This window comes from Massilia terrae (assembly GCF_024753145.1).
Lineage (GTDB): Bacteria > Pseudomonadota > Gammaproteobacteria > Burkholderiales > Burkholderiaceae_D > Telluria > Telluria terrae.
In genome coordinates, this window is the sequence record NZ_JANUGU010000006.1 from 87,700 (window position 1) to 112,219 (window position 24,520).

At 67.2% G+C, this 24,520-nt stretch carries 22 protein-coding genes; 9 read left to right on the plus strand and 13 right to left on the minus strand.

Annotation, left to right across the window (positions count from 1 at the left end; genetic code table 11):
- Positions 1 to 10: 10 nt before the first annotated feature.
- The 5 genes from NX778_RS17105 to NX778_RS17125 all read right to left on the minus strand — a co-directional run bounded on the left by NX778_RS17105 (position 11) and on the right by NX778_RS17125 (position 7,155).
- Positions 11 to 1,510 (minus strand): efflux transporter outer membrane subunit, encoded by a 1,500-nt coding sequence (locus tag NX778_RS17105; protein WP_258812988.1) that lies wholly within the window; start codon positions 1,508 to 1,510, stop codon positions 11 to 13.
- Between the two features lies 1 nt (position 1,511).
- A complete protein-coding gene (locus tag NX778_RS17110) occupies positions 1,512 to 4,688 on the minus strand; it encodes an efflux RND transporter permease subunit (protein ID WP_258812989.1) in 3,177 nt (1,058 codons plus the stop codon).
- 6 nt (positions 4,689 to 4,694) lie between these two features.
- Entirely contained in the window at positions 4,695 to 5,894 is a 1,200-nt protein-coding gene (locus NX778_RS17115; RefSeq protein ID WP_258812990.1) for an efflux RND transporter periplasmic adaptor subunit, read from the minus strand.
- Positions 5,895 to 6,088: 194 nt separating this feature from the next.
- A complete protein-coding gene (locus NX778_RS17120; protein WP_258812991.1) occupies positions 6,089 to 6,946 on the minus strand; it encodes an alpha/beta hydrolase in 858 nt (285 codons plus the stop codon).
- Positions 6,943 to 7,155 (minus strand): hypothetical protein, encoded by a 213-nt coding sequence (locus NX778_RS17125; protein WP_258812992.1) that lies wholly within the window; start codon positions 7,153 to 7,155, stop codon positions 6,943 to 6,945. The genes NX778_RS17120 and NX778_RS17125 overlap by 4 nt, the downstream gene beginning before the upstream one ends.
- Positions 7,156 to 7,290: 135 nt before the next feature.
- On the opposite strand from NX778_RS17125, the gene NX778_RS17130 reads away from it, so the two are divergent.
- The 6 genes from NX778_RS17130 to NX778_RS17155 all read left to right on the plus strand — a co-directional run bounded on the left by NX778_RS17130 (position 7,291) and on the right by NX778_RS17155 (position 13,100).
- Entirely contained in the window at positions 7,291 to 8,214 is a 924-nt protein-coding gene (locus NX778_RS17130) for a LysR family transcriptional regulator (RefSeq protein WP_258812993.1), read from the plus strand.
- Between the two features lie 153 nt (positions 8,215 to 8,367).
- Positions 8,368 to 9,459 carry an NAD/NADP octopine/nopaline dehydrogenase family protein gene (locus NX778_RS17135; RefSeq protein ID WP_258812994.1) on the plus strand — a complete coding sequence of 364 codons (1,092 nt, stop codon included), beginning with the start codon at positions 8,368 to 8,370 and terminating at the stop codon, positions 9,457 to 9,459.
- 10 nt (positions 9,460 to 9,469) lie between these two features.
- The gene (locus tag NX778_RS17140; RefSeq protein WP_258812995.1) at positions 9,470 to 10,783 is read left to right on the plus strand and encodes a phenylacetate--CoA ligase family protein; all 1,314 of its coding nucleotides are present in this window, start codon (positions 9,470 to 9,472) and stop codon (positions 10,781 to 10,783) included.
- A gap of 47 nt (positions 10,784 to 10,830) precedes the next feature.
- Positions 10,831 to 12,054 carry an RNA polymerase sigma factor gene (locus tag NX778_RS17145; RefSeq protein WP_258812996.1) on the plus strand — a complete coding sequence of 408 codons (1,224 nt, stop codon included), beginning with the start codon at positions 10,831 to 10,833 and terminating at the stop codon, positions 12,052 to 12,054.
- Between the two features lie 276 nt (positions 12,055 to 12,330).
- Entirely contained in the window at positions 12,331 to 12,765 is a 435-nt protein-coding gene (locus NX778_RS17150) for a VOC family protein (RefSeq protein ID WP_258812997.1), read from the plus strand.
- Between the two features lie 2 nt (positions 12,766 to 12,767).
- Positions 12,768 to 13,100, plus strand: coding sequence for a YciI family protein (locus NX778_RS17155; protein ID WP_258812998.1), 333 nt, complete (start codon positions 12,768 to 12,770; stop codon positions 13,098 to 13,100).
- 177 nt (positions 13,101 to 13,277) lie between these two features.
- On the opposite strand, the gene NX778_RS17160 is transcribed toward NX778_RS17155, so the two are convergent.
- Positions 13,278 to 14,354: an alpha/beta fold hydrolase gene (locus NX778_RS17160; protein WP_258812999.1), complete on the minus strand. Its 1,077-nt coding sequence runs from the start codon at positions 14,352 to 14,354 to the stop codon at positions 13,278 to 13,280.
- 411 nt (positions 14,355 to 14,765) lie between these two features.
- Between NX778_RS17160 and NX778_RS17165 the strand changes: the two genes are divergently transcribed.
- Positions 14,766 to 15,542: a glutaminyl-peptide cyclotransferase gene (locus NX778_RS17165; RefSeq protein WP_307728099.1), complete on the plus strand. Its 777-nt coding sequence runs from the start codon at positions 14,766 to 14,768 to the stop codon at positions 15,540 to 15,542.
- A 1-nt stretch (position 15,543) separates the two neighbouring features.
- On the opposite strand, the gene NX778_RS17170 is transcribed toward NX778_RS17165, so the two are convergent.
- The 3 genes from NX778_RS17170 to NX778_RS17180 all read right to left on the minus strand — a co-directional run bounded on the left by NX778_RS17170 (position 15,544) and on the right by NX778_RS17180 (position 20,119).
- Positions 15,544 to 16,557 (minus strand): zinc-dependent alcohol dehydrogenase family protein, encoded by a 1,014-nt coding sequence (locus NX778_RS17170; RefSeq protein WP_258813000.1) that lies wholly within the window; start codon positions 16,555 to 16,557, stop codon positions 15,544 to 15,546.
- A gap of 50 nt (positions 16,558 to 16,607) precedes the next feature.
- Positions 16,608 to 17,249, minus strand: a complete 642-nt coding sequence (locus NX778_RS17175; protein ID WP_258813001.1) for a cysteine hydrolase family protein — start codon at positions 17,247 to 17,249, stop codon at positions 16,608 to 16,610.
- Positions 17,250 to 17,317: 68 nt separating this feature from the next.
- Positions 17,318 to 20,119, minus strand: coding sequence for a TonB-dependent receptor (locus tag NX778_RS17180; RefSeq protein WP_258813002.1), 2,802 nt, complete (start codon positions 20,117 to 20,119; stop codon positions 17,318 to 17,320).
- Positions 20,120 to 20,293: 174 nt separating this feature from the next.
- Between NX778_RS17180 and NX778_RS17185 the strand changes: the two genes are divergently transcribed.
- Entirely contained in the window at positions 20,294 to 20,776 is a 483-nt protein-coding gene (locus tag NX778_RS17185; protein WP_258813003.1) for an Lrp/AsnC family transcriptional regulator, read from the plus strand.
- Between the two features lies 1 nt (position 20,777).
- Here the strand turns inward: NX778_RS17185 and NX778_RS17190 are convergent, their stop codons facing one another.
- Both NX778_RS17190 and NX778_RS17195 read right to left on the minus strand, forming a co-directional pair.
- Positions 20,778 to 21,242 carry a DUF2269 family protein gene (locus NX778_RS17190; protein ID WP_258813004.1) on the minus strand — a complete coding sequence of 155 codons (465 nt, stop codon included), beginning with the start codon at positions 21,240 to 21,242 and terminating at the stop codon, positions 20,778 to 20,780.
- Position 21,243: 1 nt separating this feature from the next.
- A complete protein-coding gene (locus NX778_RS17195; protein WP_258813005.1) occupies positions 21,244 to 22,527 on the minus strand; it encodes an SDR family oxidoreductase in 1,284 nt (427 codons plus the stop codon).
- A gap of 37 nt (positions 22,528 to 22,564) precedes the next feature.
- Here NX778_RS17195 and NX778_RS17200 point away from each other — a divergent pair, with 37 nt between their 5' ends.
- The gene (locus tag NX778_RS17200; protein ID WP_258813006.1) at positions 22,565 to 23,032 is read left to right on the plus strand and encodes a hypothetical protein; all 468 of its coding nucleotides are present in this window, start codon (positions 22,565 to 22,567) and stop codon (positions 23,030 to 23,032) included.
- A 26-nt stretch (positions 23,033 to 23,058) separates the two neighbouring features.
- Here the strand turns inward: NX778_RS17200 and NX778_RS17205 are convergent, their stop codons facing one another.
- On the minus strand, positions 23,059 to 23,694 hold the full coding sequence (locus tag NX778_RS17205) for a LysE family translocator (protein WP_258813007.1): 636 nt from the start codon (positions 23,692 to 23,694) through the stop codon (positions 23,059 to 23,061).
- Complete coding sequence (locus NX778_RS17210; protein WP_258813008.1) at positions 23,691 to 24,488, minus strand: NIPSNAP family protein; 798 nt, start codon at positions 24,486 to 24,488, stop codon at positions 23,691 to 23,693. The genes NX778_RS17205 and NX778_RS17210 overlap by 4 nt, the downstream gene beginning before the upstream one ends.
- Between the last annotated feature and the right edge of the window lie 32 nt (positions 24,489 to 24,520).

Sequence of the window (24,520 nt, forward strand, 5' to 3'; positions counted from 1 at the left end):
TGAGACGTCCTTACGCTTTCGCTTGCGCCTTCCCGTTGGCCTGCGCCGTGTCGCTGCGCGCCGGCGCATCCCAGCCGCCGCCCAGCGCCCGGATCAGGCCGACGGTGGTGAGCGCCCGTTCGCCGCGCAGCTGCACCGCGGTGCGCTCGACAGTCGCGAGGTTGCGCTGCGCATCGAGCAACTCGAGGTAGCTGCCGCGGCCGGCGTCGTACAGCTTCTGCGCCAGCTCGGCCGAGCGGCGCGCCGACACGACCGCCGCGTCGATCTCGGCGCCCTGCCCGGCCAGCACGCGCAACCCGGACAGGTTGTCCTCGACTTCCGCGAACGCGTTCAGCACCGTCTGGCGCCAGTTGGCCACGGCCTCGTCCAGCGCCGCTTCGCTGCGCACCACGCCGGCCCGGTTGCGGCCGCCGTCCAGCAGCGGCATGCCCAGCGCCGCGCCCAGCAGCCAGGACCGGCTGCTCCACTTGAACACCTCGCCGACCGTGCCGGCCACGCCACCCGCGCCCGCCGTGATATCGAGGGCCGGGAACATGGCCGAGCGCGCCACGCCGATGCGGGCGTTCGCCGCTTCCATCGTCTTCTGGGCGCTGGCGATGTCCGGGCGCCGCTCCAGCAGCGCGGACGGCAGCCCGGCCGGGATCGCCGGCAGGGCGAAGGCCTGGTCCAGCGGCCGCGACGGCGCCTGGAACAGGGCCGCCGGCGCGCCCACCAGCACCGCCAGCGCATGTTCCGCATTGGCGCGCTGGCGCTGCAGGCCGATCGCCTCGGCGCGGGCGCTGGACAGCTCGGTCTTCGCCCGCGACAGGTCAAATTCGCCCAGGTCGCCCAGTTCGAAGCGGCGGCTGGTCACGCGCACGCTTTCCTCGCGCAGCGCGACGGTGCGCTGGACCGTTTCCATTTCGGCGTCCAGCGAACGCAGGCGGAAATACAACTGCGCCACGTCGGCCTGCAGGGACAGCAGCACCGAGCGCTGGGTCGCTTCGACCGCCGCCGCATCGCCGCGCGCGGCGGCGACATTCGATGACACGCGGCCGAACAGGTCGACCTCGTAGCTGGCCGTCAGCTGGGCCTTGTAAGCGGTGCCGGCGTTGACCGGCGTACCGGGCGCCAGTCCCGCCTCCAGCGGCGATTGCCGGGCGCGCTGGGCGCCGAGGCCGACGCCCACTTGCGGGATGCGGTCTGCTTCGGCGATGCCGGCGATGGCGCGCGCTTGCCGTACCCGCGCCGCCGCGGCCGCCAGGCCCTGGTTGTGCGCGGTGGCCTCGGCCACCAGCGCATCCAGGTCCGGATCGTGGAAGGCGCGCCACCACTCGCCGCGCGGCTGCGCTTCCGCGGCCCGGGCCACGGTCCAGGTGCTGCCGTCGGCCGCGCGCTGCACGGTGTTTTCCTTGAACGCGGCCGGGGTCTCGACCTGCGGCTGGTGGAAGGCCGGGGCGGCGCAGGCGGTCAGCAGCAGGGCTGCCAGCAGCGGCGTGGCGCCGCGGGCAATGATTGTCTTGAAGTTCATGTTATTTGACTCCTTCCAGTGCGGCCGGCTGCGCTGCCGGCGCCTTGCGCGACAGGCGCTGGGCCAGCGTGCGCAGCAGCACGTAGAACACGGGCGTGAGGAACAGGCCGAAGAAGGTCACGCCGAGCATGCCCGCGAACACGGCCACGCCCATCGCATGGCGCATCTCGGCGCCGGCCCCGTGCGAGAACACCAGCGGCAGCACGCCCATGATGAATGCGATCGAGGTCATCAGGATCGGACGCAGGCGCAGGCGGCAAGCCTCCAGCGCGGCGGCGACGATGCTGCGGCCCTGCTGCTCCAGGTCGACCGCGAATTCCACGATCAGGATCGCGTTCTTCGAGGCCAGCCCGACCAGCACGAACAGTGCGATCTGGGTGAAGATGTTGTTGTCGCCACCGGTCAGTTTCACGCCGGTCAGGGCGCACAGGATCGACATCGGCACGATCAGGATCACGGCCAGCGGCAGGGTCCAGCTCTCGTATTGCGCGGCCAGCACCAGGAACACCAGCAGCACGCACAGCGGGAACACGTAGATCATCGTGTTGCCGGACAAGATGTCCTGGTAGGTCAGGTCGGTCCACTCGTAGCTGATCCCCTTGGGCAGCACTTCCTTGACGATTTCTTCCATCGCGGCCTGGGCCTGGCCGGACGACACGCCCGGCGCCGGGCCGCCGTTCAGCTCGGCGGCGACGTAAGCGTTGTAGCGCTGTACGCGGTCCGGGCCGTAGCTGTCCTTGACCTGCATGATCGACGACAGCGGGATCATCTCGCCCTTGTTGTTGCGTACTTTCAGCTGGGCGATCTGCTCGCGCTGCGAACGGAACGGCGCATCAGCCTGCACGCGGACCTGGTAGGTGCGGCCGAACTGGTTGAAGTCGTTCACGTACAGCGAGCCGAGGTTGATCTGCAGCGTCTGGTTGATCTCCGCCAGCGGCACGCCCAGCTGCTTGGCCTTGACCCGGTCGACGTCCGCGAACAGCTGCGGCACGTTGATCTGGTAGCCCGAGAACACGCCCTGCAGGCGCTTGTCGGTGGCGGCCTTGGCCTGCACCGCCTGCACCGCCTTGTACAGCGCGTCGTAGCCGAGGTTGCCGCGGTCCTCGATCATCATCTTGAAACCGCCCGTGGTGCCCAGCCCCGACACCGGCGGCGGCGACAGCACCAGCACGAAGGCGTCGTCGATGGCGCCCATGCGCTTGTTGATCTCGGCCGCGATCGCGTCCGCGCTCTGGTCCTTGCCGTGGCGCTGGTCGAAGGGTTTGAGCGTGGTGAACACGATGCCGGCATTGGGCGCGTTGGTGAAGCCGTTGATCGACAGGCCCGGGAAGGCCACCGACGATTCCACGCCCGGGATGTCCTTGGCGATCGCCGACATCTTGCGGATCACGGCGTCGGTGCGGTCCAGCGAGGCGGCGTCCGGCAGCTGCGCGAAGCCGATCAGGTAGGCCTTGTCCTGCTGCGGCACGAAGCCCGGCGGCACGGCCTTGAACATGAACACCGCGGCCAGGCCCAGCAGCGCATACACGCCGAGCGCGGCGCTCTTGCGGCGCAACACCGAGCGCACCCCGCCTTCATAGCCGTGCGAGGCGCGGCCGAAGAAGCGGTTGAAGGCGCCGAAGAAGCGGCCGAACACGGCGTCCATGATGCGCGTCAGGCGGTCCTTGGGCGCATCGTGCTTCTGCAGCAGGACGGCGGCCAGGGCCGGGGCCAGGGTCAGCGAACTGAAGGCCGAGATCACGGTCGAAATGGCGATGGTCAGCGCGAACTGGCGGTAGAACTGGCCGGTCAGGCCGGACACGAACGCGATCGGCACGAACACGGCGCACAGCACCAGCGCGATCGCGATGATCGGGCCGGACACTTCCTTCATCGCCTGGATCGTCGCTTCGCGCGGGGCCAGGCCGTTCTCGATATTGCGCTCGACGTTCTCCACCACCACGATGGCGTCGTCCACCACGATGCCGATCGCCAGCACCAGGCCGAACAGCGACAGGGTGTTGATCGAGAAGCCGAAGCCCAGCATCACGGCGAAGGTGCCGACCACCGACACCGGCACCGCCAGCAGCGGGATCACCGAAGCGCGCCAGGTCTGCAGGAACACGATCACCACCAGCGCCACCAGCAGCACGGCTTCGAGCAGGGTGTGGATCACCGAGCGGATCGACTCGCGCACGAACTGGGTCGGGTCGTACACGATCTTGTACTCGACGCCTTGCGGGAAGTCTTTCGACAGCTCGGCCATCTTGGCGCGCACGTCGGCCGACAGCTGCAGCGCGTTGGCATTGGGCGCCTCGAAGATCGGGATCGCGACCGCCGATTTGTTGTCCAGCAGCGAGCGCAAGGCGTAGTCGTTGGAACCGAGCTCCAGCCGCGCCACGTCCTTCAGCAGGGTGGTCGCGCCGTCGGCATTGGTCTTGACGACGATGTTGCCGAACTCGTCGACCGATTGCAGGCGGCCCTGGGTGTTCACGGTCAGCTGGAATTCGGCATCCTTGGACGGCCCCTGGCCGACCACGCCGGCCGCGACCTGCACGTTCTGCTCGCGGATGGCGTCGACGATGTCGCCCGCGGTCAGGTTGCGCGCCGCCACTTTCTGAGGATCGAGCCAGACCCGCATCGCGTAGTCACCCGAGCCGAACAGCTGGACCTGGCCGACGCCCTTGATGCGGGCCAGCTGGTCCTTGATGTTCAGCACCGCGTAGTTGCGCAGGTAGAGGTCGTTGTAGCGGCCATCCGGCGAGTTCAGGTGCACCACCATGGTCAGGTTGGGCGAGCTCTTCACCGTGGTGACGCCGATCTGGCGCACCTCTTCCGGCAGGCGCGGCAGGGCGCGCTGCACACGGTTCTGCACCGCGGTCTCGGCCTGCTCGACATTGGTGCCGACCTTGAAGGTCACGGTCAGCATCAGCGCGCCGTCCGAGGTGTTCTGCGAGCTCATGTAGAGCATGTCCTCGACGCCATTGATCTGCTCCTCGAGCGGGGTGGCGACGGTTTCGGCGATCACTTTCGGGTTGGCGCCGGGATACTGGGCGCGCACCACCACCGAGGGCGGGACCACGTCCGGGTATTCCGACACCGGCAGCTCGAACAGGGCGATCAGGCCGGCGACGAACACCAGCACCGACAGCACCGCCGCGAAGATCGGCTTGTCGACAAAAAAGCGGGAAATATTCATGGGTGCTTACTCCTTGCGTGCGGCGCTGGCGGCGGCCAGTTTGGTGGCCGGGGTGGCGCTGGCGGTCATCGGGACATCCTGGGCAGTGACCGGGGCGCCGGGGCGGACCCGCTGCAGGCCGCTGATGACGATCCGTTCGCCCGGCTGCAGGCCGCCGCGCACCACGCGCAGGCCGTCGACGACCGGGCCCAGCTGCAGCGCGCGGTATTCGGCCTTGCCGTCCTTGCCGACCACGAACACGAACTTGCGGTCCTGGTCGGTGCCGATGGCGCGATCGGCGATCAGCAGGGCCTTGCGGGGCTCGCCGCCGCCCAGCTGGACGCGGGCGAACAGGCCGGGCGCCATGCTGCGGTCGCGGTTGTCGAACTCGGCGCGCATGCGCACGCTGGCGGTCCGGCTGTCGAGCTGGTTGTCGACGAATTCCAGGCGGCCTTCGTGCGGGAAGCCTTCCTCGTTGGCGAGGCCGGCCTTGACCGCCACCGGGTCGCCGGCGTGGGCCTTGGCCGCGACGCGCAGGTAGGTTTCCTCGTCGCCGTCGAAGCTGGCGTAGACCTTGTCCAGCGACACGACCGAGGTCAGCATGCTGGAGGCGTCGACCAGGTTGCCCAGGGTGATCTCGGCCTTCGAGACGCGGCCCGCGATCGGCGCCGTGACCCGGGTGTAGGACAGGTTCAGGCGCGCGGCGTCGGCCTGGGCTTCGGCGGCGCGGGCGTCGGCATCCAGCTGCTTCTGGCCGGCCGAGCGCTCGTCGTATTCACGCTGGGCGATGGCCTTGTCGGCCAGCAGGCGTTCGGCGCGGTTCAGTTCGAGGCGGGCCAGTTCGGCCTTGGCGCGCGCCGAGCGGGCGGCCGCTTCGGCGCGGTCGGCTTCGGCCTGGTAGGGACGCGGGTCGATCACGAACAGGACCTGGCCCTTCTTCACCTCGGCGCCGGGCTGGAATTGCACCGACGTGATGTAGCCGGATACGCGCGGACGGATCTCGACCCGGTCGATGGCTTCCAGGCGGCCGGAGAATTCCTGGGTCTCGGCCACCGCGCGTTGCAGCACGGTCGCGGTCGAGACCGGCGGGCCGGCCATGACGGGCGGCGCTTCCGCGGCCTTGCCGGTCGCGTCGGAGCAGCCTGCCATGGCGATGGCGATACCGGCGGCGCCCAGTGCCAGCACGATGGGACGCGCGGCGGTCCTCAGGGTGATTTGCGTTTTCATGTCAGTTTTTCTCCATGTTGACGTTTATTAGGGTTGAAAACGGTCCTTCCCGAGTTCCATGCGGAATGTTGGGAAAAAAAGGGGGCCAGGGCGCGTCGAATGGCGCCTGACGGATCAGTCAATGAATACGAAGCGGTACTGCTAGAAGAGCAGCTTGGGGCTTCCTATGATGGCAAGGTCAAACCATCGAAGCTTTAACAGCTGGAGGGCGGCTCGTCCTTGTCGAGCCCGGCAATGAAGTTGGCAATTTCGCTCAGCGCATGCACCTGGCAGGCACATTCGTTGCGCGCATTCGGTTCCTGCAATCGGGCCGCCGGCATGCGCCGCACCGTGGCCGGCACGCCGTAGTGGACCAGCTTGGCGCCGTAGGCTTCGGCCTCGTCGCGCAGCGGGTCGTCCTCGACCGTCAGGATCAGGGCCGGCGGCAGGTTGCGCAGGCGGCTCGACAGCAGCGGCGACGCGTAGGGATGGCTGCGGTCGGACGGCTGCGGCAGGTAGCCGCGGTAGGCGGCGGCGCATTCGTTGTACAGCCTGGCCTTGTCGCTGCAGGTTGGCATCTCGCGCATCGAGCAGGTGGTCAGGCCCGGGTCCAGCATCGGCATCACCAGGATCTGCCCGGCGATGACGGGGCCGCCGCGGTCGCGCGCCATCAGCGAGGACACCGCGGCCAGGTTGGCGCCCGCCTCGATGCCGGCCACCAGCAGGCGCTTGCCGGTCCAGCCCAGCTTGGCCTTGTGCTTCCTGGCCCACACCAGCACCGCATGCGCGTCTTCGGCGGCGGCCGGGAAGGGCTTGACGGTGGCCTTGGTGTAGCTCGACGACAGCACCACCGGGCAACCGCTGTCCACCGCGAGGTGGCGCAGGAAGTCGTCCGGCTGGTCGAGGTCGCCATCGACGAAGCCGCCGCCGTGGAAGAACACGATCAGGACGTCGCGCTTGCCGTCGGGGCTGGCCTTGTAGAGGCGCGCGTCCAGCGTGCCCTCCGCGCCAGCCACCTGCAGCGGCTGCACCTGCAGCGCCGGGTTGGCGAGATCCTGGTCCATTTCGCTCATCGAATCACCTCATTGATGGCCAGCAGGGACGCCGGCGCCTGGGGTGCATTGTAGTGCGAACGTTCGACCACACGAAGCAGGGCATCGATCCCGCGCGCTTCGGCGCCGGCCGCCTGCCCGTACTGGCCGGTCGCCACGGTCGCGGCCATGGCCGCGACACCCAGGACCAGCCCGAGTACAGCGAACAGCGCATCCAGATGACTTTTCATGGCCAGCTCCTTTTTCCGACGGCTTCTATTGCAACCGTACGCACATCATAGACTTCGCCTAGAATCAGATAAATAGTGCAAAAACGAATTGATTATTCAGATTTCTGAACAATCCGCGCAGAAAGCAGGTCAGAGATGAACAAGTTGCAGGCAATGGAGGTATTTGTGCAGGTGGTGGACGCCGGGAGCTTCACGCGCGCGGCCGACAGCTTGCAGCTGCCCAAGGCGACGGTGTCGACCCTGGTGCAGGGCTTGGAGGCGGCACTCGCGGCCAAGCTGCTGTACCGGACCACGCGCAATGTCACCGTGACCACGGATGGCGCGGCCTATTACGAGCGCTGCGTGCGCATCCTGTCCGATGTGCGCGATGCCGAGGAAGCGCTGTCGCGCACGCGCCTGTCGCCCAGCGGACGGCTGCGGGTCGATGCGCCGACCGGGCTGTCGAGCCAGATCCTGGTGCCCGCCCTGCCCGAGTTTTTCGAGCGCTACCCGGACATCGAGCTGGAACTGGGCAGCACCGACCGGCCGGTCGAGCTGGTGGAGGAAGGCGTCGATTGCGCCGTGCGCGGCGGCGCGCTGGCGGACAGCAGCCTGATCGCGCGGCGGGTCGGCGTGCTCAATTTCGTCACCGCGGCGGCGCCGTCCTACCTGCAAAAGCACGGCACGCCGCAGCATCCGCACGACCTGCGGCAGCATCGCTGCGTGAACTTTTTCTCGCACAAGACCGGCAAATCCTACGACTGGGATTTCAGGCGTGGCGACGAGCAGATCATCCTGCCGCCGCGCGGGGGCATCGCCTTCAACGATTCGAACGCCTACATCCGGGCCGGGCTGGCGGGGCTGGGCGTGGTGCAGATGACGGACTACCTGATGATGGAGCACGTGGCGGCGGGCAAGATGGTCCAGGTGCTGCCGGACTGGACCAGCGACCCGCTGCCGGTCAACGTGGTCTACCCGCAGAACCGCCACCTGTCGGCCAAGGTGCGGGTGTTCGTGGAGTGGGTGGCGGATCTGTTTGCGCGCCATCCCTACATGCACATGGGCGCGGTGCCACGCTAAGCAACAGTCGTGTTCCGCACGCATCATCCCATCCGTAGCGCGGTGTTTTCAGCTTTTTAAGTAGACTGGGCCCTGCCGTATGCGCTGATCCGTTCGGGATCCGCATGCCGGTTTTTTGCAGCACGCATGACGCGTGGCAGACGGAGGATCTGGATGAATGTGTTGATGGTTGGGGCCGGCAATGCCGGTTGCGCGCTGGGTTCGATCCTGGCGCTGGATGGGCACCGTGTCGTGCTGCTGAAGACCTCGCACTCGCTGCACGACGCAAACTTCGATCGCCTGTGCGATTCGCCGACCGTGACGGTCATCAGCAACCCGCAGGGCGGCAAGACTTTCACGGCCCAGCTGGCGCTGGCGACCCGCGACGTCGGCGAGGCGTTCGCGGTGCGGCCCGACGCGGTCATCGTCACCACCCAGACCAGTTGCCACAAGCAGATCGCGGACCTGATCGGCCCGTATCTGGACGAGCGCCAGCTGGTGCTGCTGGCGCCGGGCTATATGGGCTCCTGCTATTTCCTGCCGTGGCAGCAGAGGGCCGGCTTCATCCTGGCCGAAGGGGAAAGCCTGCCCTACGATGCGCGGCTGGTCGAGCCGGGGGTGGTCAACGTGCTGTTCCGCAATACGCGCAACGCGCTGGCCTTCGTGCCGCGCTCGCGCTCGGATGAAGGGTTGGCGCTGGCGGCCAGGTTGTTCCCCACCTATGTCGCCCTGCGCAGCAATATCGTCGAATCGGCCATGCACAATCCCAACCTGATCGTGCACACCATCGGCACCCTGCTGTCGGCCAGCCGCATCGAGCATTCGCAGGGCGAATTCTGGATGTACCGCGAGGCCTTCACACCGTCCGTGCTGCGGCTGCTGGCGCGGCTCGATGCCGAAAAGAATGCCGTGATCGCGGCCTGCGGCGGCAAGCCCTCGCCCTACTTCGACGAATGCAAGTTCCGCAACGAGGAAGACCTGTCGCAGCCCTCGCTGTCGGTCTTTCGCCGCTATGCGCAGGAAGGTGGACCGAAAGGGCCGGCCAGCATGGACACGCGCTTCATCACCGAAGACGTGCCGATGGGGCTGGCGCTGATGTCCTCGATCGGGCGCCTGGTGGAGGTGCCGACGCCGGTGGCCGATGCCCTGATCGTCATCGCGAGCGGCTTGCTGGACCGCGATTTCGCGGCCGAGGCGCGCACGCTGGAACAGCTGGGCCTGGGCCACGTGTCGCGCCAACAGTTCCATGAGCTGATCAACGCGTAAGGGGGCGCCCATGCAAAGCTGGCTTACCGCTCGCTACTACGCCTGGCGCCCGTACCTGCCGGCGCGCGTGCTGTACCACCGTGATTTCTTCTACGTCCGCGCCCTGCTCGCACAGCAAGGCGTGACGGTGGCCGAGCAGGCCCGGCGGCGCTTGCGCGCCATCCTCGTGCATGCGCTCGACTATGTGCCCTGGTACCAGCGCCACATCCGGCTGAGCATGGCCGAAGTCCAGCACGAGCCGGTGCACGAGCTGCTGGAGCGCTTTCCCTATCTCACCAAGGAAGAAGTCATGGCGCAGCAGCGCGACTTCCTCGACAGCCGGCTCGACCCGCACAAGCTGATGTACGCGACCAGCGGCGGCTCGTCCGGGCAAGGCATCGGCATGTGGCGCAGCAAGCGCCTGGCCGACATCGAGAAAGCCTTCTTCACCCATGAATGGGGCAAGCTGGGCTTTTCCTTCGACAAGTCGCGCATCCTGCGCATCGGCGCGGACGCCCGCCGCCTCGCGCACGAAGGCCCGACCCGGGGGGTCGGCAACCGGCTCATGCTGTCGCCCTATCACGTGCACGAGCAGCACAAGGCTGCGATCCGCGAGGCGATCAACCGCTTCCAGCCGGAGTTCGTGCACGCCTACCCGAGCTCGGCGACGGCGCTGGCCGAACTGCTGCAGCCGGGCGAACTGGACGTGAAGGTGCGGGCGGTGCTGTTGGCTTCGGAACCGGCGATGCCGGCCCAGCTGGCGTCGATCCGGCGCCTGTTCGGCAGTCCGATTTCGCTCAACTACGGGCTGTCGGAGCGGACCAACCTGGCGTTCGCGAGCTATGGCGAAGCCGGCCTGTCGGATTATGTGTTCCAGCCCCTGTACGGCTGGAACGAGAACCGCGTGGAGGACGAGCGCGCGGAGATCGTCGGTACTTCGCTGTGGAACGACGTGATGCCGCTGATCCGCTACCGCACCGGCGATTACGGCGCCATCGATGCGCACGGCCGCTGTGCCGCAATCGATGGCCGCGGACAGGAATTCCTGGTCGACCGCAATGGCAAGCACATCCCGGGGCTGGCCATCGTCATCGACGAAGCCACCTGGGACTTCGTGCGCCTGTACCAGGTGCGCCAGCAGCGCGCCGGCGAGATCACCCTGGTGGTGGTGCCGCGCCACGGCAGCCTGACGCCGGAGCAGCGCGACTTCATCCTGGGCGCGCAGCTGCGGCGCTGGGGCGGCTTCTTCGACATTTCGCTGGTCGAGGAAAGCGACATCCCGCTGGCGGCCAACGGCAAGCGCAAGCTGGTCATCAACGACTTGTGCACCAGCGCGGTCGCATGACCGCTATTTGACGCCATCGGGATACGGTTCGGTTAGACTTGGCGGCCATGAACTCCGCCACCCTGGACCAGGTCTACCGTAGTGATGCGCGCCGCGTGTTCGCGACCCTTGTTCGCCTGCTCGGCAACTTCGACCTGGCCGAGGAGGCCCTGCACGACGCCTTCCTCGCGGCGGCCGAACATTGGCCGCGCGAGGGGCTGCCGGCCAATCCGGTGGCGTGGCTGGTATCGGCTGGGCGTTTCCGCGCCATCGACCAGCTGCGCCGGCAGAAGCGCTTCACGCCGTGGGACGAGGCGCTGGACAATGTCGCGGACGATAACGCATGCACGGAACCGGGCGAAGAGCTGGAAGATGACCGGCTGCGGCTGATCTTCACCTGCTGCCACCCCAGCCTGTCCGAGGAGGCAAGGATTGCGCTGACCCTGCGCGAGGTGTGCGGGCTGAGCACCGAGCAAGTCGCCAGCGCCTGCCTGGTGCCGGCGCCTACGCTGGCCCAGCGCATCGTGCGCGCCAAGGGCAAGATCCGCGATGCGCGCATCCCCTACCAGGTGCCGGGGCCGGACGAGCTGCCGGCGCGGCTGCCGGGCGTGCTGCGGGTGATTTACCTGGTGTTCAACGAAGGTTACTCGGCCTCGTCCGGCGACAATGTGCTGCGGCCGGACTTGTCAACGGAGGCCTTGCGGCTTGGGCGTCTGTTGCACGAACTGTTGCCGGAGCCGGAAGTGAGCGGGCTGTTGGCGCTGATGCTGTTGCAGGAATCGCGCCGCGCCGCGCGGGTGGACGCGGCGGGCGACCTTGTGCCGCTGGACGAGCAGGACCGCGGCCAGTGGGACCGCGCGCTGATCGACGAGGGTTGCGGGCTGGTGCGGCGCGCCCTGCTCTCGCGCCGCTTCGGCACCTACACGCTGCAGGCGGCCATTGCAGCCGTGCATGCCGAGGCGGCGGCGGCGCGGGACACCGACTGGAACGAGATCGTCGGCCTGTACGACGCGCTGCTGCGGCGCGAGCCGGCGCCGGTCATCGCGCTGAACCGCGCGGTAGCGGTGGCCATGCGCGACGGCCCGGCGGCGGGACTGGCGCTGATCGAGCCGCTGCTGGCGGATGAAGCGCTGCGGCGCTATCACCTGGCTTGGGCCGCCAGGGCTGAGCTGTACAGCCGCCTGGGCGACAAAGTGCAGGCACGCGAGGCCTGGGAGGCGGCGCTGGCGCTGGCCAAACAGGAGCCGGAGCGCCGCTTCCTGCGCCAGCGGCTGGCGCGGATGGAGGAGTAAGAAATTTGGGCTGTCTGCGTAAGTGCGAACTTGGGCTCGTCGTTCCCGCGGAGGCGGGAATCCATACTGAGTTTGCGCCAACGCGGCTATGGTGATGGAACGTGACAGGAAACTCAGCATGGGGTTCCCGCCTGCGCGGGAACGACGGTTTTTATTTCACACTTAGCGTAGGCAGAAGCGAATTTTTTGCGGGCGCTGTCGAAAACGCGCCGCGCCGTTCGACCAGTAAGCAGGACGGCCACCTGGCCAACCCGATCAACCTGAAAGGAGACTGTGATGCTGCAACCGATTCCTTACCTCTCGTTCAATGGCAATTGCGAGGAGGCGATGCAGTTCTACGAGAAAGTGCTCGCCGGCCAGCTGGCGCCGATGGTGCGCTTTTCCGACATGCCCTGCCCGTCCGACGCGCCCGCCATGGATCCCGCGCGCGCCCGGCTGGTCGCCCACGCCCGCCTGATGCTCGAAGGCGGCGGTATGCTGTTTGCAGGCGATTGCCCGCCGAGCATACCGTACGAAGGCGTCAAGGGCGTGTCGATGACCATCAGCTACGACACGGTCGAGCAGGCGCAAAAGGTATTTCGCGATCTGTCGGAGGGCGGCAAGGTCACCATGCCGATGGGCGACATGTTCTGGGCGCAGGCCGCCGGCATGTGTCTCGACAAGTACGGCGTCAGCTGGTCGGTGAACGGCGCGCTCAAGCCGGTGGTCTGACGATGAAATACCTTTGCCTCGTTTATCTCGACAAGGAACACTGGAACGCCTGCCGCGACGCGGACTGCGCGGAATATGCGCAGCAGCTGGCGGACAGCCAGCGGATGCTGGCGGCCGAGCCCCTGCATCCCGTCGAGACCGCGACCACGGTGCGGGTGCGCAATGGCCAGGTGGCGCTGTACGACGGGCCATTCGCCGAGACCAAGGAGCAGCTGGCGGGCTTCTATCTGGTCGACGCGGCGGATCTGAACGAGGCAATCCGCATTGCCAGTGGAATTCCGCCGGCCAAGTACGGCAGCGTGGAGGTGCGGCCGGTGAGACAGTTGGAAGTCTGAGCGGTATTCACCGCTAGCCTGAAAACCGTCGCCCCGGCGCAGGCCGGGGCCCATGCTGAGTGTTCGACTACGCGGCGTGTCTATGGGTTCCGGCCTGCGCCGGAAGTCGTTTCCGGCAGTGCCGGGAACGACGGTTTCTCTGCTAACACATTGGTTTGCTTAAGGCGTGCGGTATGTTCAGCCGACCGTTTCCAACCAAGCAAAAATCTCCGGCCAGATCTTTTCGTGCGCGCTCTTCCCTACCAGCACGCCCACGTGCTGCAAGCCCACGCCGATATCGCCTTCGTAATGCAACATCCGCTTGCCCGCACTGCCCGCCGCCTCGTAAAACGCCTGCATCGAATGCAGCGGAATCACGGTGCTGCGCGGATCGGCCACCGCCAGCAGCGGCGCGGTCAGCATCTGCGGTCCGATCTCGCGCCCGCCGATCGCCAGCTTGCCCCGCATGAGCTCGTCATGCCGGTACAGCGACTCCACCACGTCCGTGAACAGCTTGCCCGGCAGCGGGAATTCATCGTGCGTCCAGCGCTCGACCCGCATGTGGACGGCCATTGCCTCCGGATTGCCCATCGATAGCACCCGGTCCAGCATGCGCTCCATCTGGAAGGCGTGCGGCGCGGCCATGGCGCTGACAGCATTGAGGAAGGCGCCCGGCACCTCGCTGTAGGCCGCCGCGATCGCGCGCGCGTCCGGCGTGGCGTGCACCATTTGGGCGAAGCAGCCAAGGTCGTGCCGGAAATGCAGCGGCGACTCCAGCAGCACGACCGCCCTCACCTCCTCCGGCCGCGCGCAGCCGTAGATGGCGGCCAGGACGCCGCCCAGCGAATGGCCCGCCAGCGTGAGCAGCTGCTCGCCGCTGTCCTCGCGAATGGCCTGCCGGCAGGCGGCGAGCATGCGGTTTCCATACTCGTCCAGCCCGAAATCCGGCCCGGTTTCGGGCAGCCACTCCGCCAGGTAGACCTTGTAGCCCCGTTCCATCCAGCGCCGCACGACGCTGACCTGGGGCAGCAGGTCCCAGATGTAGGCGCGCTTGATCGGCGCGGGAACCAGCAGCACGGCGCGGCCCTCCTCCGGCGCCTGCTCGTACTTGCGCAGCCGCAGGCCGGGCTCGGTGTGCAGCACGGTGTAGGGCGTTTCTTGCGGGCCAAAGCCGAGCCGGTCGAGCATCTTGCCGCGGGCCTGGCGCATGCGGTCCATTTGCTTGAGGGCCATTACGCTGAATGGATTGGTGGCGTGCAGGGTCGAGGCGTTCATGGGAGCGGATGGGAGGGGTTCGGGAAACGAGCCACTCTACGCCGGGCGTGGTCCAAATCCAACGGCGTTCTGCAATCGGCTTGGCGAGGATCAAACGGCACCGCGGATTACCCAAAAGCGATAAAAACAGGAGTCTGGCGCCATTTTTTTAAGCAGTTTCCCGTGGTCAAAAATTAATCAAAAATATTGATGAATACGGTTTATTCTATATAAATATTTTATATCGTATAAACGATTTATACGATTAATTCCAAGCTGCCGCACGGTATTTACGAAACCCGGCCCTTCGCAGCGTTTTATTTCTCCGGGGAAATCATTACGCGGCCGTCATTACCCGTGTCCCCGCCCGATGTGATAGCGTTTCGGCTGGCGCCGGCCCCGCAATCCGGCGACCTTCGACAGGAGAACATATTGAAGAAGTTTGCCAGCCTGGCCCTCGCCTTCTCGCTGATTGCAGCCGGGACGGCGCAGGCCGCCATTCCCGTGTACCGGTACATGGTGAAGAACACCTACCCGCACGATCCGCAGGCGTTCACCCAGGGTTTGTTCTTCAAGGACGGCTACCTCTACGAGACCACCGGCCTGCAGGGCCGCTCCTCGCTGCGCAAGGTTGAGCTTACGACCGGCAAGGTGCTGCAGAAAAAGGATATCGCCAGCGAGTTCTTCGGCGAAGGCTCGGCCCCGGTCGGCAACGAGATCGTCGGCCTGACCTGGACCTCGCACGTCGGCTTCGTGTACGACCAGAAGAGCTTCGCGCTCAAGCGCCGCTTCAATTACCAGGGCGAAGGCTGGGGCCTGGCGAGCGACGCCCAGCAGCTCTACATGAGCGACGGCAGCAACGCCATCCGCGTGCTCGATCCCAAAACCTTCGACGAAAAGCGCCGCATCCAGGTCACCGCCGACGGCAAGCCGATCGACCGCCTGAACGAGCTGGAAGTGGTGGATGGCCAGATTTTCGCCAACGTCTGGGGCACCGACATCATCGCCCGCATCGACCCGGCCAATGGCAACGTGGTCGGCTGGATCGACCTCAGCGGCCTGCTGCCGCCCGCCCAGCGCGGCACCGATTCGGTCGACGCGGTGCTCAACGGGATCGCCTTCGACAGCAAGCACCACCGCCTGTTCGTGACCGGCAAGCTGTGGCCCAAGCTGTTCGAGATCGAGCTGGTCAAGCTGGAAAACCGCTGAGCTAGTGCACCGCGATGACCACCTTGCCGAAGTGCGAGCCTGATTCCATATAGCTGTAGGCGTCCTGCGCCTGGTGGAAGGGGAACACGCGGTCGACCACCGGTTCGATGTGCGCCGCGCTGACGAAGCGCACCACGTCTTCGAGCATGGTGCGGCTGCCCACGTAGATGCCGACCAGCCGCTTGGCGCTGGACACCAGCGTGGCCGGGTTGACCTCGCCGCCGAAGCCGCTGACGCCGCCGATGATGGCCACCGTGCCGCCCATCGCCACCGCCGACACTGAACGGTTGACGGTGCCCTTGCCGCCCACTTCCACCACCACATTGGCGCCCAGGCCGCCGGTCGCCTTCAGCACTTCCTCGTGCCAGTCCGGCGTGTGGCGGTAGTTGATGGTGTGATGCGCGCCGAGCTCGCGCGTGCGGCGCAGCTTTTCGTCGCTGGACGAGGTGACGATGGCGCGCAGGCCGGCCGCCCGCGCCATCTGCAGGCCCAGCACGGACACGCCGCCGGTGCCGAGCAGCAGCACGCTGTCGCCGGGCCGGGTGTGGCTGGACACGAAGATCGCGTTCCACGCGGTGACGCCGGCGCAGGGCAGGGTGGCGGCATCCACATAGTCCATCGACGGCGGGATGTGCACCAGCGCGTTCTCGTCGAGGATGACCTCCTGCGCCAGCATGCCGTCGACGTCGCCGCCGAGCGCGTGGCGGATTTTGTCCTGCGAGGTGACGCCGTCGTGCCAGTGCGGGAAGAAGGAGGCGATGACCCGGTCGCCAACCCGGAAGCGGGTGACGCCGTGGCCCGCTTCGACCACCTCGCCGGCGCCGTCGGAGCAGGGGATGATGGGATCGTCGACCGCCACCAGGTAATTGCCGGCGGCGACGGTCAGGTCGCGGTGATTGAGCGCGACGGCATGCACCTTGACCCGCACCTCGCACAAGGACAGCGGGCGTTCGGGCATCACGACACAGCGCAGGCCCTCGATGCCCTCTCCGGGAAGTAGTTGGTATGCCAGCATCGCGAAATCCTCCATCGGTTGCCGCGTGCTGCCGATTCTACCCGCGCTCTTCAGGCGGCAGCGCCCGACAGGCAGGCGTTGCGGGCGCGCTGGTGGGAGCCGACGATCGAGTCGCGTTCCGGCCTGCCGCCGCTGGCCAGCAGGCGCACCCATTCGGCGCTCGGCAGCACGGCCGCGAAGCGCGACTGCAGCACGATCATGAAGGTCTCGTGGATCTGGCGCGCGCTGGCGCTGCCGGCCCAGTTCGAGTAGGGCACCGAGCCGGTGGCGTCTTCCAGCACCTCGACGGCAAGCCCGGCGTGCAGGGCGGCGAAGGCGGTCGAGGCGATGCCGTTGTGGGTCATGTAGCCGGCCAGCGTCACCGTGTCGATGCCGCGGGCGCCGATCCACTCCATCAGGTCGGTGCCGGCGAAGGCGCTGGGCAGGCTCTTTTCGACGTAATGGTCGTGCTGGCGGTAGGCGACCTGGTCGTGCAGCTGCCAGCCATGGCTGCCCTTGGCGAAGGCCGGCGAGCCGCGCGGGGCGGTTTCTTGCACCAGCACCACCGGCACCTGGTGGCGCTGCGCCGCATCCATGGCGGCGCCGATATTGGCGAGCGAGGTGCCCAGGTCCGGGTATTCGATCGGCAGCCTGCCGGTCGTGTACTCGTTCTGGACGTCGATCACGATCAGGGCGCGGCGGGCTTGGTCCATTCTGTTCTCCAGCGATGTAAGAAAAACCCGGCACACTCGCGCATGCCGGGCCGACGCAAGCGAAATTGTTACGTGTACGCGTAGGTCGCGGTGACGTAGATGTAGCGGCCGCGCGGATCGCCGTAGCTCACGTCGTAACCGCCCAGGAAGTTCGAGGTCAGGTTGGTGTACGGCGGATTGCGGTTCGCCAGGTTCTTCACGCCGAACGCCAGCCTGGTGTCTTTCACGCCGCTGTAGGCCAGCTGCATGTCGAAGGTCTGGTAGGCGTCGACCTTGCGCGGGGTCGAGCCGGTGGGCGCGAGGTTGGCCAGCACGTCGGTATAGCCCTTCTGGTAGTTCTGCAGCAGGGTCAGGGCGAACGGGCCGTGCTCCCAGGTCATGCTGGCATTGTGCTTCCAGCGCAGCACCACGCCGCCGGACGCGTTCAGGGCCTGGTCGAGCGAGCTGGTGTAGCTGCCGTCCGGACCCTGCACGTCGTACTTGTTCATGTAGGTGCCGGACAGGCGGAAGCTCATGCGGTTGCGGTCGTCCAGGCGCAGGCGGTACATCGCATCGACGTCGACGCCGGCCACCTGGGTCTTGAACAGGTTGGCGTTGGTCTGGACGATCGAGTCGATCGGGCCGACCCCGGCCGCATTGCCGTCCGGCGCGCCGCGGTTGATGAACTGGGCGTACTGCTGGGTGCGCGCGGCATTCGCGAGGAAGTAGTTGGCCGACAGGCCGCCCACGACGATCGCATCCTTCAGGTTGATGCGGAAGGCGTCCAGGCTGATCGAGGCGTTCTTCACCGGCTCCCACATGATGCCGGCCGTGATCGAGGTCGACTTCTCCGGCTTCAGGTTGGGGTTGCCGCCGGTGATGGTGGTGAACTGGAAGTTGCAGTCGCGCGGGGCGCCGGTGGCCAGGTTCGGGCAGCGCAGGTAGTCGCGCGAGCCGTTGCCGGTGATGCCGGTGGCCTGCGGCGTGTACAGGTCGGTCAGCGAGGGCGCGCGGAAGCCGCGGCCGACGGCCGAGCGCAGCAGCAGCGACTGCACCGGCTGCCAGCGGATCGAGGCTTTCGGATTGACCGTGTGGCCCACGCCCTGGTAGTTGTCGTAGCGCACCGCCACGTCGGCGTCGAGGTGCTTCAGGATCGGGATGCTGCTCTCGGCGTACACCGAGCCGACGTTGCGCGCGCCGGTCACCGGGAAGGCGTTGCCGCCCAGGCCGGCGATGTCGCCGGTCTGGATCGCCACCGAGGGATCGTAGTTGAACTCTTCGCGGCGCAGCTCGGCGCCGAGGGCCAGGCCGACCGCGCCGGCCGGCAGGTTGAAGATCTCGCGCGAACCTTTGGCGTCGATCGAGGTGGTCGAGGTCTTGGACGAGTAGCTGGTGCCGCGGAATTCGGCGGCCCGGACCTTGCTCAGCGCGGTCTGGTCGGTGGTGTCGCCGAAGGGGTTGATCACGCCGCTGTTCAGGATCGGCAGCACTTTCGAATACTGCGCGTAGCCGGACAGCAGTTCCTCGTGCACCTTGCTCTGGCTGTAGAGGAAGGCCGAGTCCATGTCCCAGCCCGCCAGGCTGCCGCGCACGCCGGCCACGAAGCGTGCGTTTTCCGACACGTCGAGGGTGTTGCGCTGGCCGTTGGCGACGTCGCGGTAGTTCAGCAGCAGGGGCAGGCCGGTCAGGCCGTTGGCGGCGGCGAAGGCGGTCGGGTAGTAGGGGCTGCTCGGGATCAGGATGAAGCCGCCGCGGCCGATGTTGCTGCCGTACTTGGCAGTCATGCCCGGGTACTGGGCGATCAGGGCCTGGAACGCCGGCACATAGGGGTTGGTGGCGGTGGTGACGGCGTTGTAGGCCAGCGGCACCTGCTGGGTGGTGGAGGTGATCTTGTTCTTGGTGAAGCCGGACTCGAAGTAGGCTTCGGCCTCGCCCGACAGGCGCAGGTGGCCGTTGGCCATGAAGCTGGCCTTCTCGAATTTCGGCTGCAGCGACACGAACAGGCTGTTGTCGAAGGTGCAGCGGGAAGACGAGAACGGCGACTGCACCGACACCGGCGCGCAGTTCGGCAGCGCCGGGTTGCCCAGCAGGCCCTTGTTGTTCAGCACGACGTTGGCGGGGAAGGCGATCGACGAGGTGACGTCGTTGTTCTCGGCCACGTTCAGGCGGCGCGCGTAGGGGCGGTCGATGCCCATCAGCGGATCGGTCTTCTGCAGGTTGATGCTGCCGGTCAGGTTCCAGCCCTGTTCGGCCATGTTGCCGAACCCGGCGAAGATGGTCGCCTTGCGGTCGCGCGCGCGGTGGTCGCTGGTCTGGCCGTAGTTAGCGCTTGCTTCCACGCCCTGGTAGTCTTTGCGCAGGATGAAGTTGACCACCCCGGCAATCGCATCCGAACCGTACACGGCCGAGGCGCCGTCCTTGAGCACCTCGACCCGCTCGATGGCCGACAGCGGGATGCTGTTGACATCCACCGAGGAGCCGGCCGAACCGGCCGAGCCGCCGCCATACACGGCCACGCGGCGGCCATTGACCAGCACCAGCGTGCGCGCGCCGCCCAGGCCGCGCAGCGACACCGTGGCGATGCTGCCGCCGCCGTAGCCGGCCGAGTTGGCCACGGTGGTCGAGCTACCCTGGCTCGACAGCGAACTCAGTTGCTTGACCAGTTCTTCGGTCGATGTCGCACCGGTGCGTTCGATCTCCTCGCGCTTGAGGATCTGGACCGGCAGCGCGGTTTCGCCGTCGATCCGGGCGATCGACGAACCGGTGACCACCACCCGCTCCATCCTGGCATTGCTGTCGGGGTCCTGGGCCTGGCCGAAGGCGTGGCCGGGGAGGGCCAGCATCGGCGCCAGGGCCGCGGAAACGGCGATGACCGAACGCTTTATTCTCATTGTTGGGTGCGACATGTTGCAACTGCTCCTTTGCTGGGGGAAAAGGGAAAACACTTGTTTGTTTCTGGCAACACAATCGATTATATCGACCAGCTGAAGCAAAAATTTGCTACATTTTCAACGGAAAAATACGTATCTCTGCAATAGTCATTTCGCCAAATCCGGAAGGACGCAATGAACGCACCAAAGGTCAGATTGGATCGCACCGACCGCAAGATCCTGGAGGCGCTGCAGGAGGACGCCCGGCTGTCGAGCGCCGAGCTGGCCGAGCGCGTGGCGCTGACCACCTCGCCGTGCTGGCGGCGGGTCAAGCGGCTGGAAGAGCAGGGCGTGATCACCGGCTACCAGGCCAAGGTCGACCCGGGGCGGCTGGGCTACCAGGTGACCGCGCTGGTGCATGTGTCGCTGGATCTGAAGGGGGCCAAGCATGTGCAGGCCTTCGAGCGGGCGGTGGCGGGCATCCCCCAGGTGCTGTCGTGCTACCGGGTATCGGGCCGCTACGACCACCAGCTGACCGTGGTGGCCGAAGACCTGGCGGCCTACGGCGTGTTCGCCGAGGCCAACATCAACAGCCTGCCCTACGTGAAGGAGATCTACACCTCCTTCGTGCTGCGCGAGGTGAAGTCGACCAGCAATCCGCCGCTGCCGGCGATGTAGCTCAGGTCGGCTTGACCACCATCAGCCAGAAAATCGCCACGAAGGCAAAGAAGGCCGGTACGCCGAGGATGATCCAGGCGCGAAACAGCTTCCAGTAGACCGGCGGCAGCTCGTTATGGGTGCCGGCGGCTTCGCAGGCCAGGTCGCGCAGGCGCATCTGCAGCCAGACGACGGGAATCCAGCAGGCCGCCGCGACCCCGTACAGCACCAGCGACCAGGCGATCCAGCGGCTACTCAGCGGGTAGCCGGCCAGGTGGATCATGTAGAAGCCGGTGGTCGGCTGGGCGATGATGGTGGTGGCGGTGAACAGCCAGTCGGCCACGACCACATAACGGCTGACCACCGCGATCGCGCGAACGTCGCGGCTGATGCTGGCAAACAGCATGTACCAGGCCGAGCCGATGCCGGTCCCGAACAGGAAGGTCGAGGACAGCACGTGCAGCCATTTCACCACCAGGTAATCCATTTCATTCCTCTTCCAGTTGGTACAGCAGCCAGATCGCGGCCAGTAGCGGCAGGTTCTTGCTGAGCGGACCGTAGGGGTGCAGCAGGAATTCCGGCAGGCGCAGCGCGATCACCACCGTGTAAAAGCCGATCAGCGCCAGTTGCAGCAGCCACAGCCAGCGGCGGCGCGCCAGCAGCAGGATGCCAAGGCCGAGCAGCAGGTCGCAGCCGGCGGCGCCGTACAGCATCAGCGGCCGTAGCCCTTCCGGGATGCCGGTGCGCGCCAGCAGCTCGTAACTCGCCGCATGTGGATACAGGCCGAAGGAGACGATGGCGGTGATGATCCACACCGCCGCAATCGACCAGCGCAGCGGCGGCAGCAGCCAGTCCAGCCGGGCGCGCAGGCGGTCGGCGGCGGGATCGGTGATGAAGGCGCTCACCGGCCGTGGCGGATGGCCGATCAGCATCGTGGCCAGGGCCGGATCGGCGGTGTTGCCGCGGTCGAGCATGCGCAGGGCGTCGGCATCGAGCAGGGCGCCCGGCAGCAGGCCGCCGAGCCGCGCCAGCAGGTGCGCGAGGCCGTCCGGCAGCGGCAGCACGCGCAGCTTGCCCATGCCCATTGCCGCACGCAAGGCGGCCAGGTAATCGGTGAAGGGCAGGGCTTGCGGCCCCACCAGCGGCACCCGCTGCAGCGGTGCGCCGGAGGGCGGCATCCGGTGCCGCAGCAGGCCGGTGACGGCGGCGACCAGGTCGTCGATGTGGATCGGCTGCACCAGCTGCGGCGCGCGGCCGAAGCGCAGGATGAACGGCATGCTGGCCAGCATGCGGAAGGCGCGCGCGCTGGCGCCGTCCCTGCCATAGACCAGCGAGGGCTGCACGATGTAGGCGCGCAGCGGCAGCGTGGCGAGGAACTCGTCGGCCTCGCATTTGGACTGGTGGTAGCGGGTGCTGGCGTCGCGGTCGGCGCCGAGGGCGGAAAACTGGATCACCACGCGCACGTCCTCCGATTCGGCGCAGGCGGCGAACAGGGCGCGCGGCGTTTCGCTGTGCAGGCGTTCGAAGGTCTGCGCGCCGGATTCGCGGAAGATCCCGACCGTGTTGATCACCGCCTCGATGCCGTCCAGGCGCGCCAGCCAGACGGATTTGTCGGTATCCTTGGCAAAGTCCGCATGGATATGGCTGACCCGGGGATCGGTGCCGGCTGGCGGCGTGCGGACCGCGCACACGACGCGGTGGCCTTCCGCCAGCAGGGCCTGCACCAAGTGCTGTCCGATGAAGCCGCTCGCGCCCGTCAGCAGTACCCGCATGCATGTCCCTTTCACTGGCGATCGCACGAGGACGACGATGGAAACATGGAAAACCGCCGTGCAGCGCGGCCTGGTATCCGGCGCCACTTCCAGCCTCCTGTCGACGGCCGCGCTGGCGCTGCTGGGCAAGCGCGAGTGCAACAGCCATTTCGCCCCGACCAATGCGATCAGCCACTGGTACTGGGGCGACCAGGCCGCGACGCACGATACGCCTTCGCTGCGCTACACGCTGACCGGCTACACCATCCACCATGCCAGCGCCACGTTCTGGGCCGTGCTGTTCGAGCGGGCCTGTGGCGACCTGCTCGACCGGCGCGACAGCGCGACCACGCTGGCCATCGGCACCGCGGCCGCCGGGGTGGCGTGTTTCGTCGATTACGAGATGACGCCGCAGCGGCTCAGGCCCGGCTTTGAACAACGCCTGTCGCGGCAGGCGCTGGCGCTGGTCTACGGCGCCTTCGGGCTCGGCCTTGCCGCCGGCGCGATGCTGTGCCGCCGCAGCTAGTGTAAGCCAGGCGAAAAAATCGCGATTTACGCGAGCTGCCAGCCTTGCACGCCGACCGCGACGGCCGACAGCATCAGCACGCCGCCGACCAGGCGCGCGGCCACGGCGGCTTTGTCGGGATTGCCGTTCAGCCAGACGCCGGCGCGTTCGGACAACAGGGCCACGGCGCCATACACGCCGGCCTGGGTCAGCGCGGTGATGATGGCCAGTGCGCCGGCCTGCAACAGCACCGGGCCCTGGTCGGGACGGATGAATTGCGGGAAGATGGCCAGCATGAAGACATAGGCTTTCGGATTCATCAGGCTGGTCAGCATGGCCTGCGCGAAGGTCATGCGGGTCGAGCGCCGCGCCGTGCGCAGGTCGAGCGGTGCGCCGGCGCGGGTGCGCGCGAGGCTCCAGCCGATCCAGCCGACGTAGAGCGCGCCGGCCAGTAACAGCAGGTTGAACAGCGCGGGGAACAGCTTGAGCACGATCGCCACGCCCAGCGCGCCCATCGCCATGTGGCAGACCCCGCCGGCCATGATGCCGGCGACCGCCGCCAGCCCGGCGCGCCGTCCGCCGACCAGCGCGCTGGCCAGCACGAAGGCCATGTCCAGGCCGGGCAGCACGACCACGCCGAACACGACCGCGAAGTACAGCCAGAGCTGGGCGCCGTGGCTCATCGCGCCGTCTTCCCGTCGAGCCAGCGCAGGCGCGAGCGCGGCGTTGGCTTCAGGACCAGCAGTTGCGGCTGGCCGCGCAGCAAGTCGCCTTCGGCCAGGCTGGCGGCGGCGCGCGCCGCGATCGGGCGCAGCGTGTTGTCGGCGTCTTCGCGGTCGGGAAGAATGCCGAGCCACACGACAAACGGACCGTCGCTGCGCACCGGCAGCTGCGGGAAATTGTTCTTCACGTCCAGCGTGACCAGCACGCCGGCATCGCGCGCCCCGGCGGCGCGGTAGGCGTCGAAGGCGGGCGCGGCCAGTTTCGTGAAGCGCTCCACGCTGCCGGGCTTCACCGGGAACAGCTGGGCCACCACGATGCCGTGCGTGCCGGCCGCTTCGCGCACCGGGTCGACCGCCGCCAGCACCGGCACCGCGTGCGCCGCATCGAGCGGACGCAACAGCAGCACGTCGTCGTTGTCGATGATCAGGTCGTTGAGCTGCTGGCGGTGTTCCTTCCACACCGGGCCGTAGTAGAAGCTGCCGTTGACGATGGCGCGCGCGTCCAGGTCGTGGAAGGCGCGCAGCCAGGTGTAGCGGTCGGGCACGTCCGGCTCGGTGAACTGGCCGAGCGCGAGGGCGCCCAGCTGCTGGAAGGCTTCAGGGAACAGGGTGTCGAAATAAGTCACGAAGTCCGCGCGTCGCTCGGGCTTGACCTGGTAGCGTCGCAATTCGATCACCGTGTACTGGTCACCGGGGGCGGGAGCGGCAGTGGCCAGGCTGCCGAGGAGGGCCAGGGAGAGGAAGAGTGTTTTCATCAGCACAAGGCTAAAACCGAAATAGGACATAA

Excerpts from the sequence above, each read along its gene's own strand:
- NX778_RS17105 (WP_258812988.1), bottom strand. The coding sequence starts at position 1,510 with ATGAACTTCAAGACAATCATTGCCCGCGGCGCCACGCCGCTGCTGGCA.
- NX778_RS17110 (WP_258812989.1), bottom strand. The coding sequence starts at position 4,688 with ATGAATATTTCCCGCTTTTTTGTCGACAAGCCGATCTTCGCGGCGGTG.
- NX778_RS17115 (WP_258812990.1), bottom strand. The coding sequence starts at position 5,894 with ATGAAAACGCAAATCACCCTGAGGACCGCCGCGCGTCCCATCGTGCTG.
- NX778_RS17120 (WP_258812991.1), bottom strand. The coding sequence starts at position 6,946 with ATGAGCGAAATGGACCAGGATCTCGCCAACCCGGCGCTGCAGGTGCAG.
- NX778_RS17125 (WP_258812992.1), bottom strand. The coding sequence starts at position 7,155 with ATGAAAAGTCATCTGGATGCGCTGTTCGCTGTACTCGGGCTGGTCCTG.
- NX778_RS17130 (WP_258812993.1), top strand. The coding sequence starts at position 7,291 with ATGAACAAGTTGCAGGCAATGGAGGTATTTGTGCAGGTGGTGGACGCC.
- NX778_RS17135 (WP_258812994.1), top strand. The coding sequence starts at position 8,368 with ATGAATGTGTTGATGGTTGGGGCCGGCAATGCCGGTTGCGCGCTGGGT.
- NX778_RS17140 (WP_258812995.1), top strand. The coding sequence starts at position 9,470 with ATGCAAAGCTGGCTTACCGCTCGCTACTACGCCTGGCGCCCGTACCTG.
- NX778_RS17145 (WP_258812996.1), top strand. The coding sequence starts at position 10,831 with ATGAACTCCGCCACCCTGGACCAGGTCTACCGTAGTGATGCGCGCCGC.
- NX778_RS17150 (WP_258812997.1), top strand. The coding sequence starts at position 12,331 with ATGCTGCAACCGATTCCTTACCTCTCGTTCAATGGCAATTGCGAGGAG.
- NX778_RS17155 (WP_258812998.1), top strand. The coding sequence starts at position 12,768 with ATGAAATACCTTTGCCTCGTTTATCTCGACAAGGAACACTGGAACGCC.
- NX778_RS17160 (WP_258812999.1), bottom strand. The coding sequence starts at position 14,354 with ATGAACGCCTCGACCCTGCACGCCACCAATCCATTCAGCGTAATGGCC.
- NX778_RS17170 (WP_258813000.1), bottom strand. The coding sequence starts at position 16,557 with ATGCTGGCATACCAACTACTTCCCGGAGAGGGCATCGAGGGCCTGCGC.
- NX778_RS17175 (WP_258813001.1), bottom strand. The coding sequence starts at position 17,249 with ATGGACCAAGCCCGCCGCGCCCTGATCGTGATCGACGTCCAGAACGAG.
- NX778_RS17180 (WP_258813002.1), bottom strand. The coding sequence starts at position 20,119 with ATGAGAATAAAGCGTTCGGTCATCGCCGTTTCCGCGGCCCTGGCGCCG.
- NX778_RS17185 (WP_258813003.1), top strand. The coding sequence starts at position 20,294 with ATGAACGCACCAAAGGTCAGATTGGATCGCACCGACCGCAAGATCCTG.
- NX778_RS17190 (WP_258813004.1), bottom strand. The coding sequence starts at position 21,242 with ATGGATTACCTGGTGGTGAAATGGCTGCACGTGCTGTCCTCGACCTTC.
- NX778_RS17195 (WP_258813005.1), bottom strand. The coding sequence starts at position 22,527 with ATGCGGGTACTGCTGACGGGCGCGAGCGGCTTCATCGGACAGCACTTG.
- NX778_RS17200 (WP_258813006.1), top strand. The coding sequence starts at position 22,565 with ATGGAAACATGGAAAACCGCCGTGCAGCGCGGCCTGGTATCCGGCGCC.
- NX778_RS17205 (WP_258813007.1), bottom strand. The coding sequence starts at position 23,694 with ATGAGCCACGGCGCCCAGCTCTGGCTGTACTTCGCGGTCGTGTTCGGC.
- NX778_RS17210 (WP_258813008.1), bottom strand. The coding sequence starts at position 24,488 with ATGAAAACACTCTTCCTCTCCCTGGCCCTCCTCGGCAGCCTGGCCACT.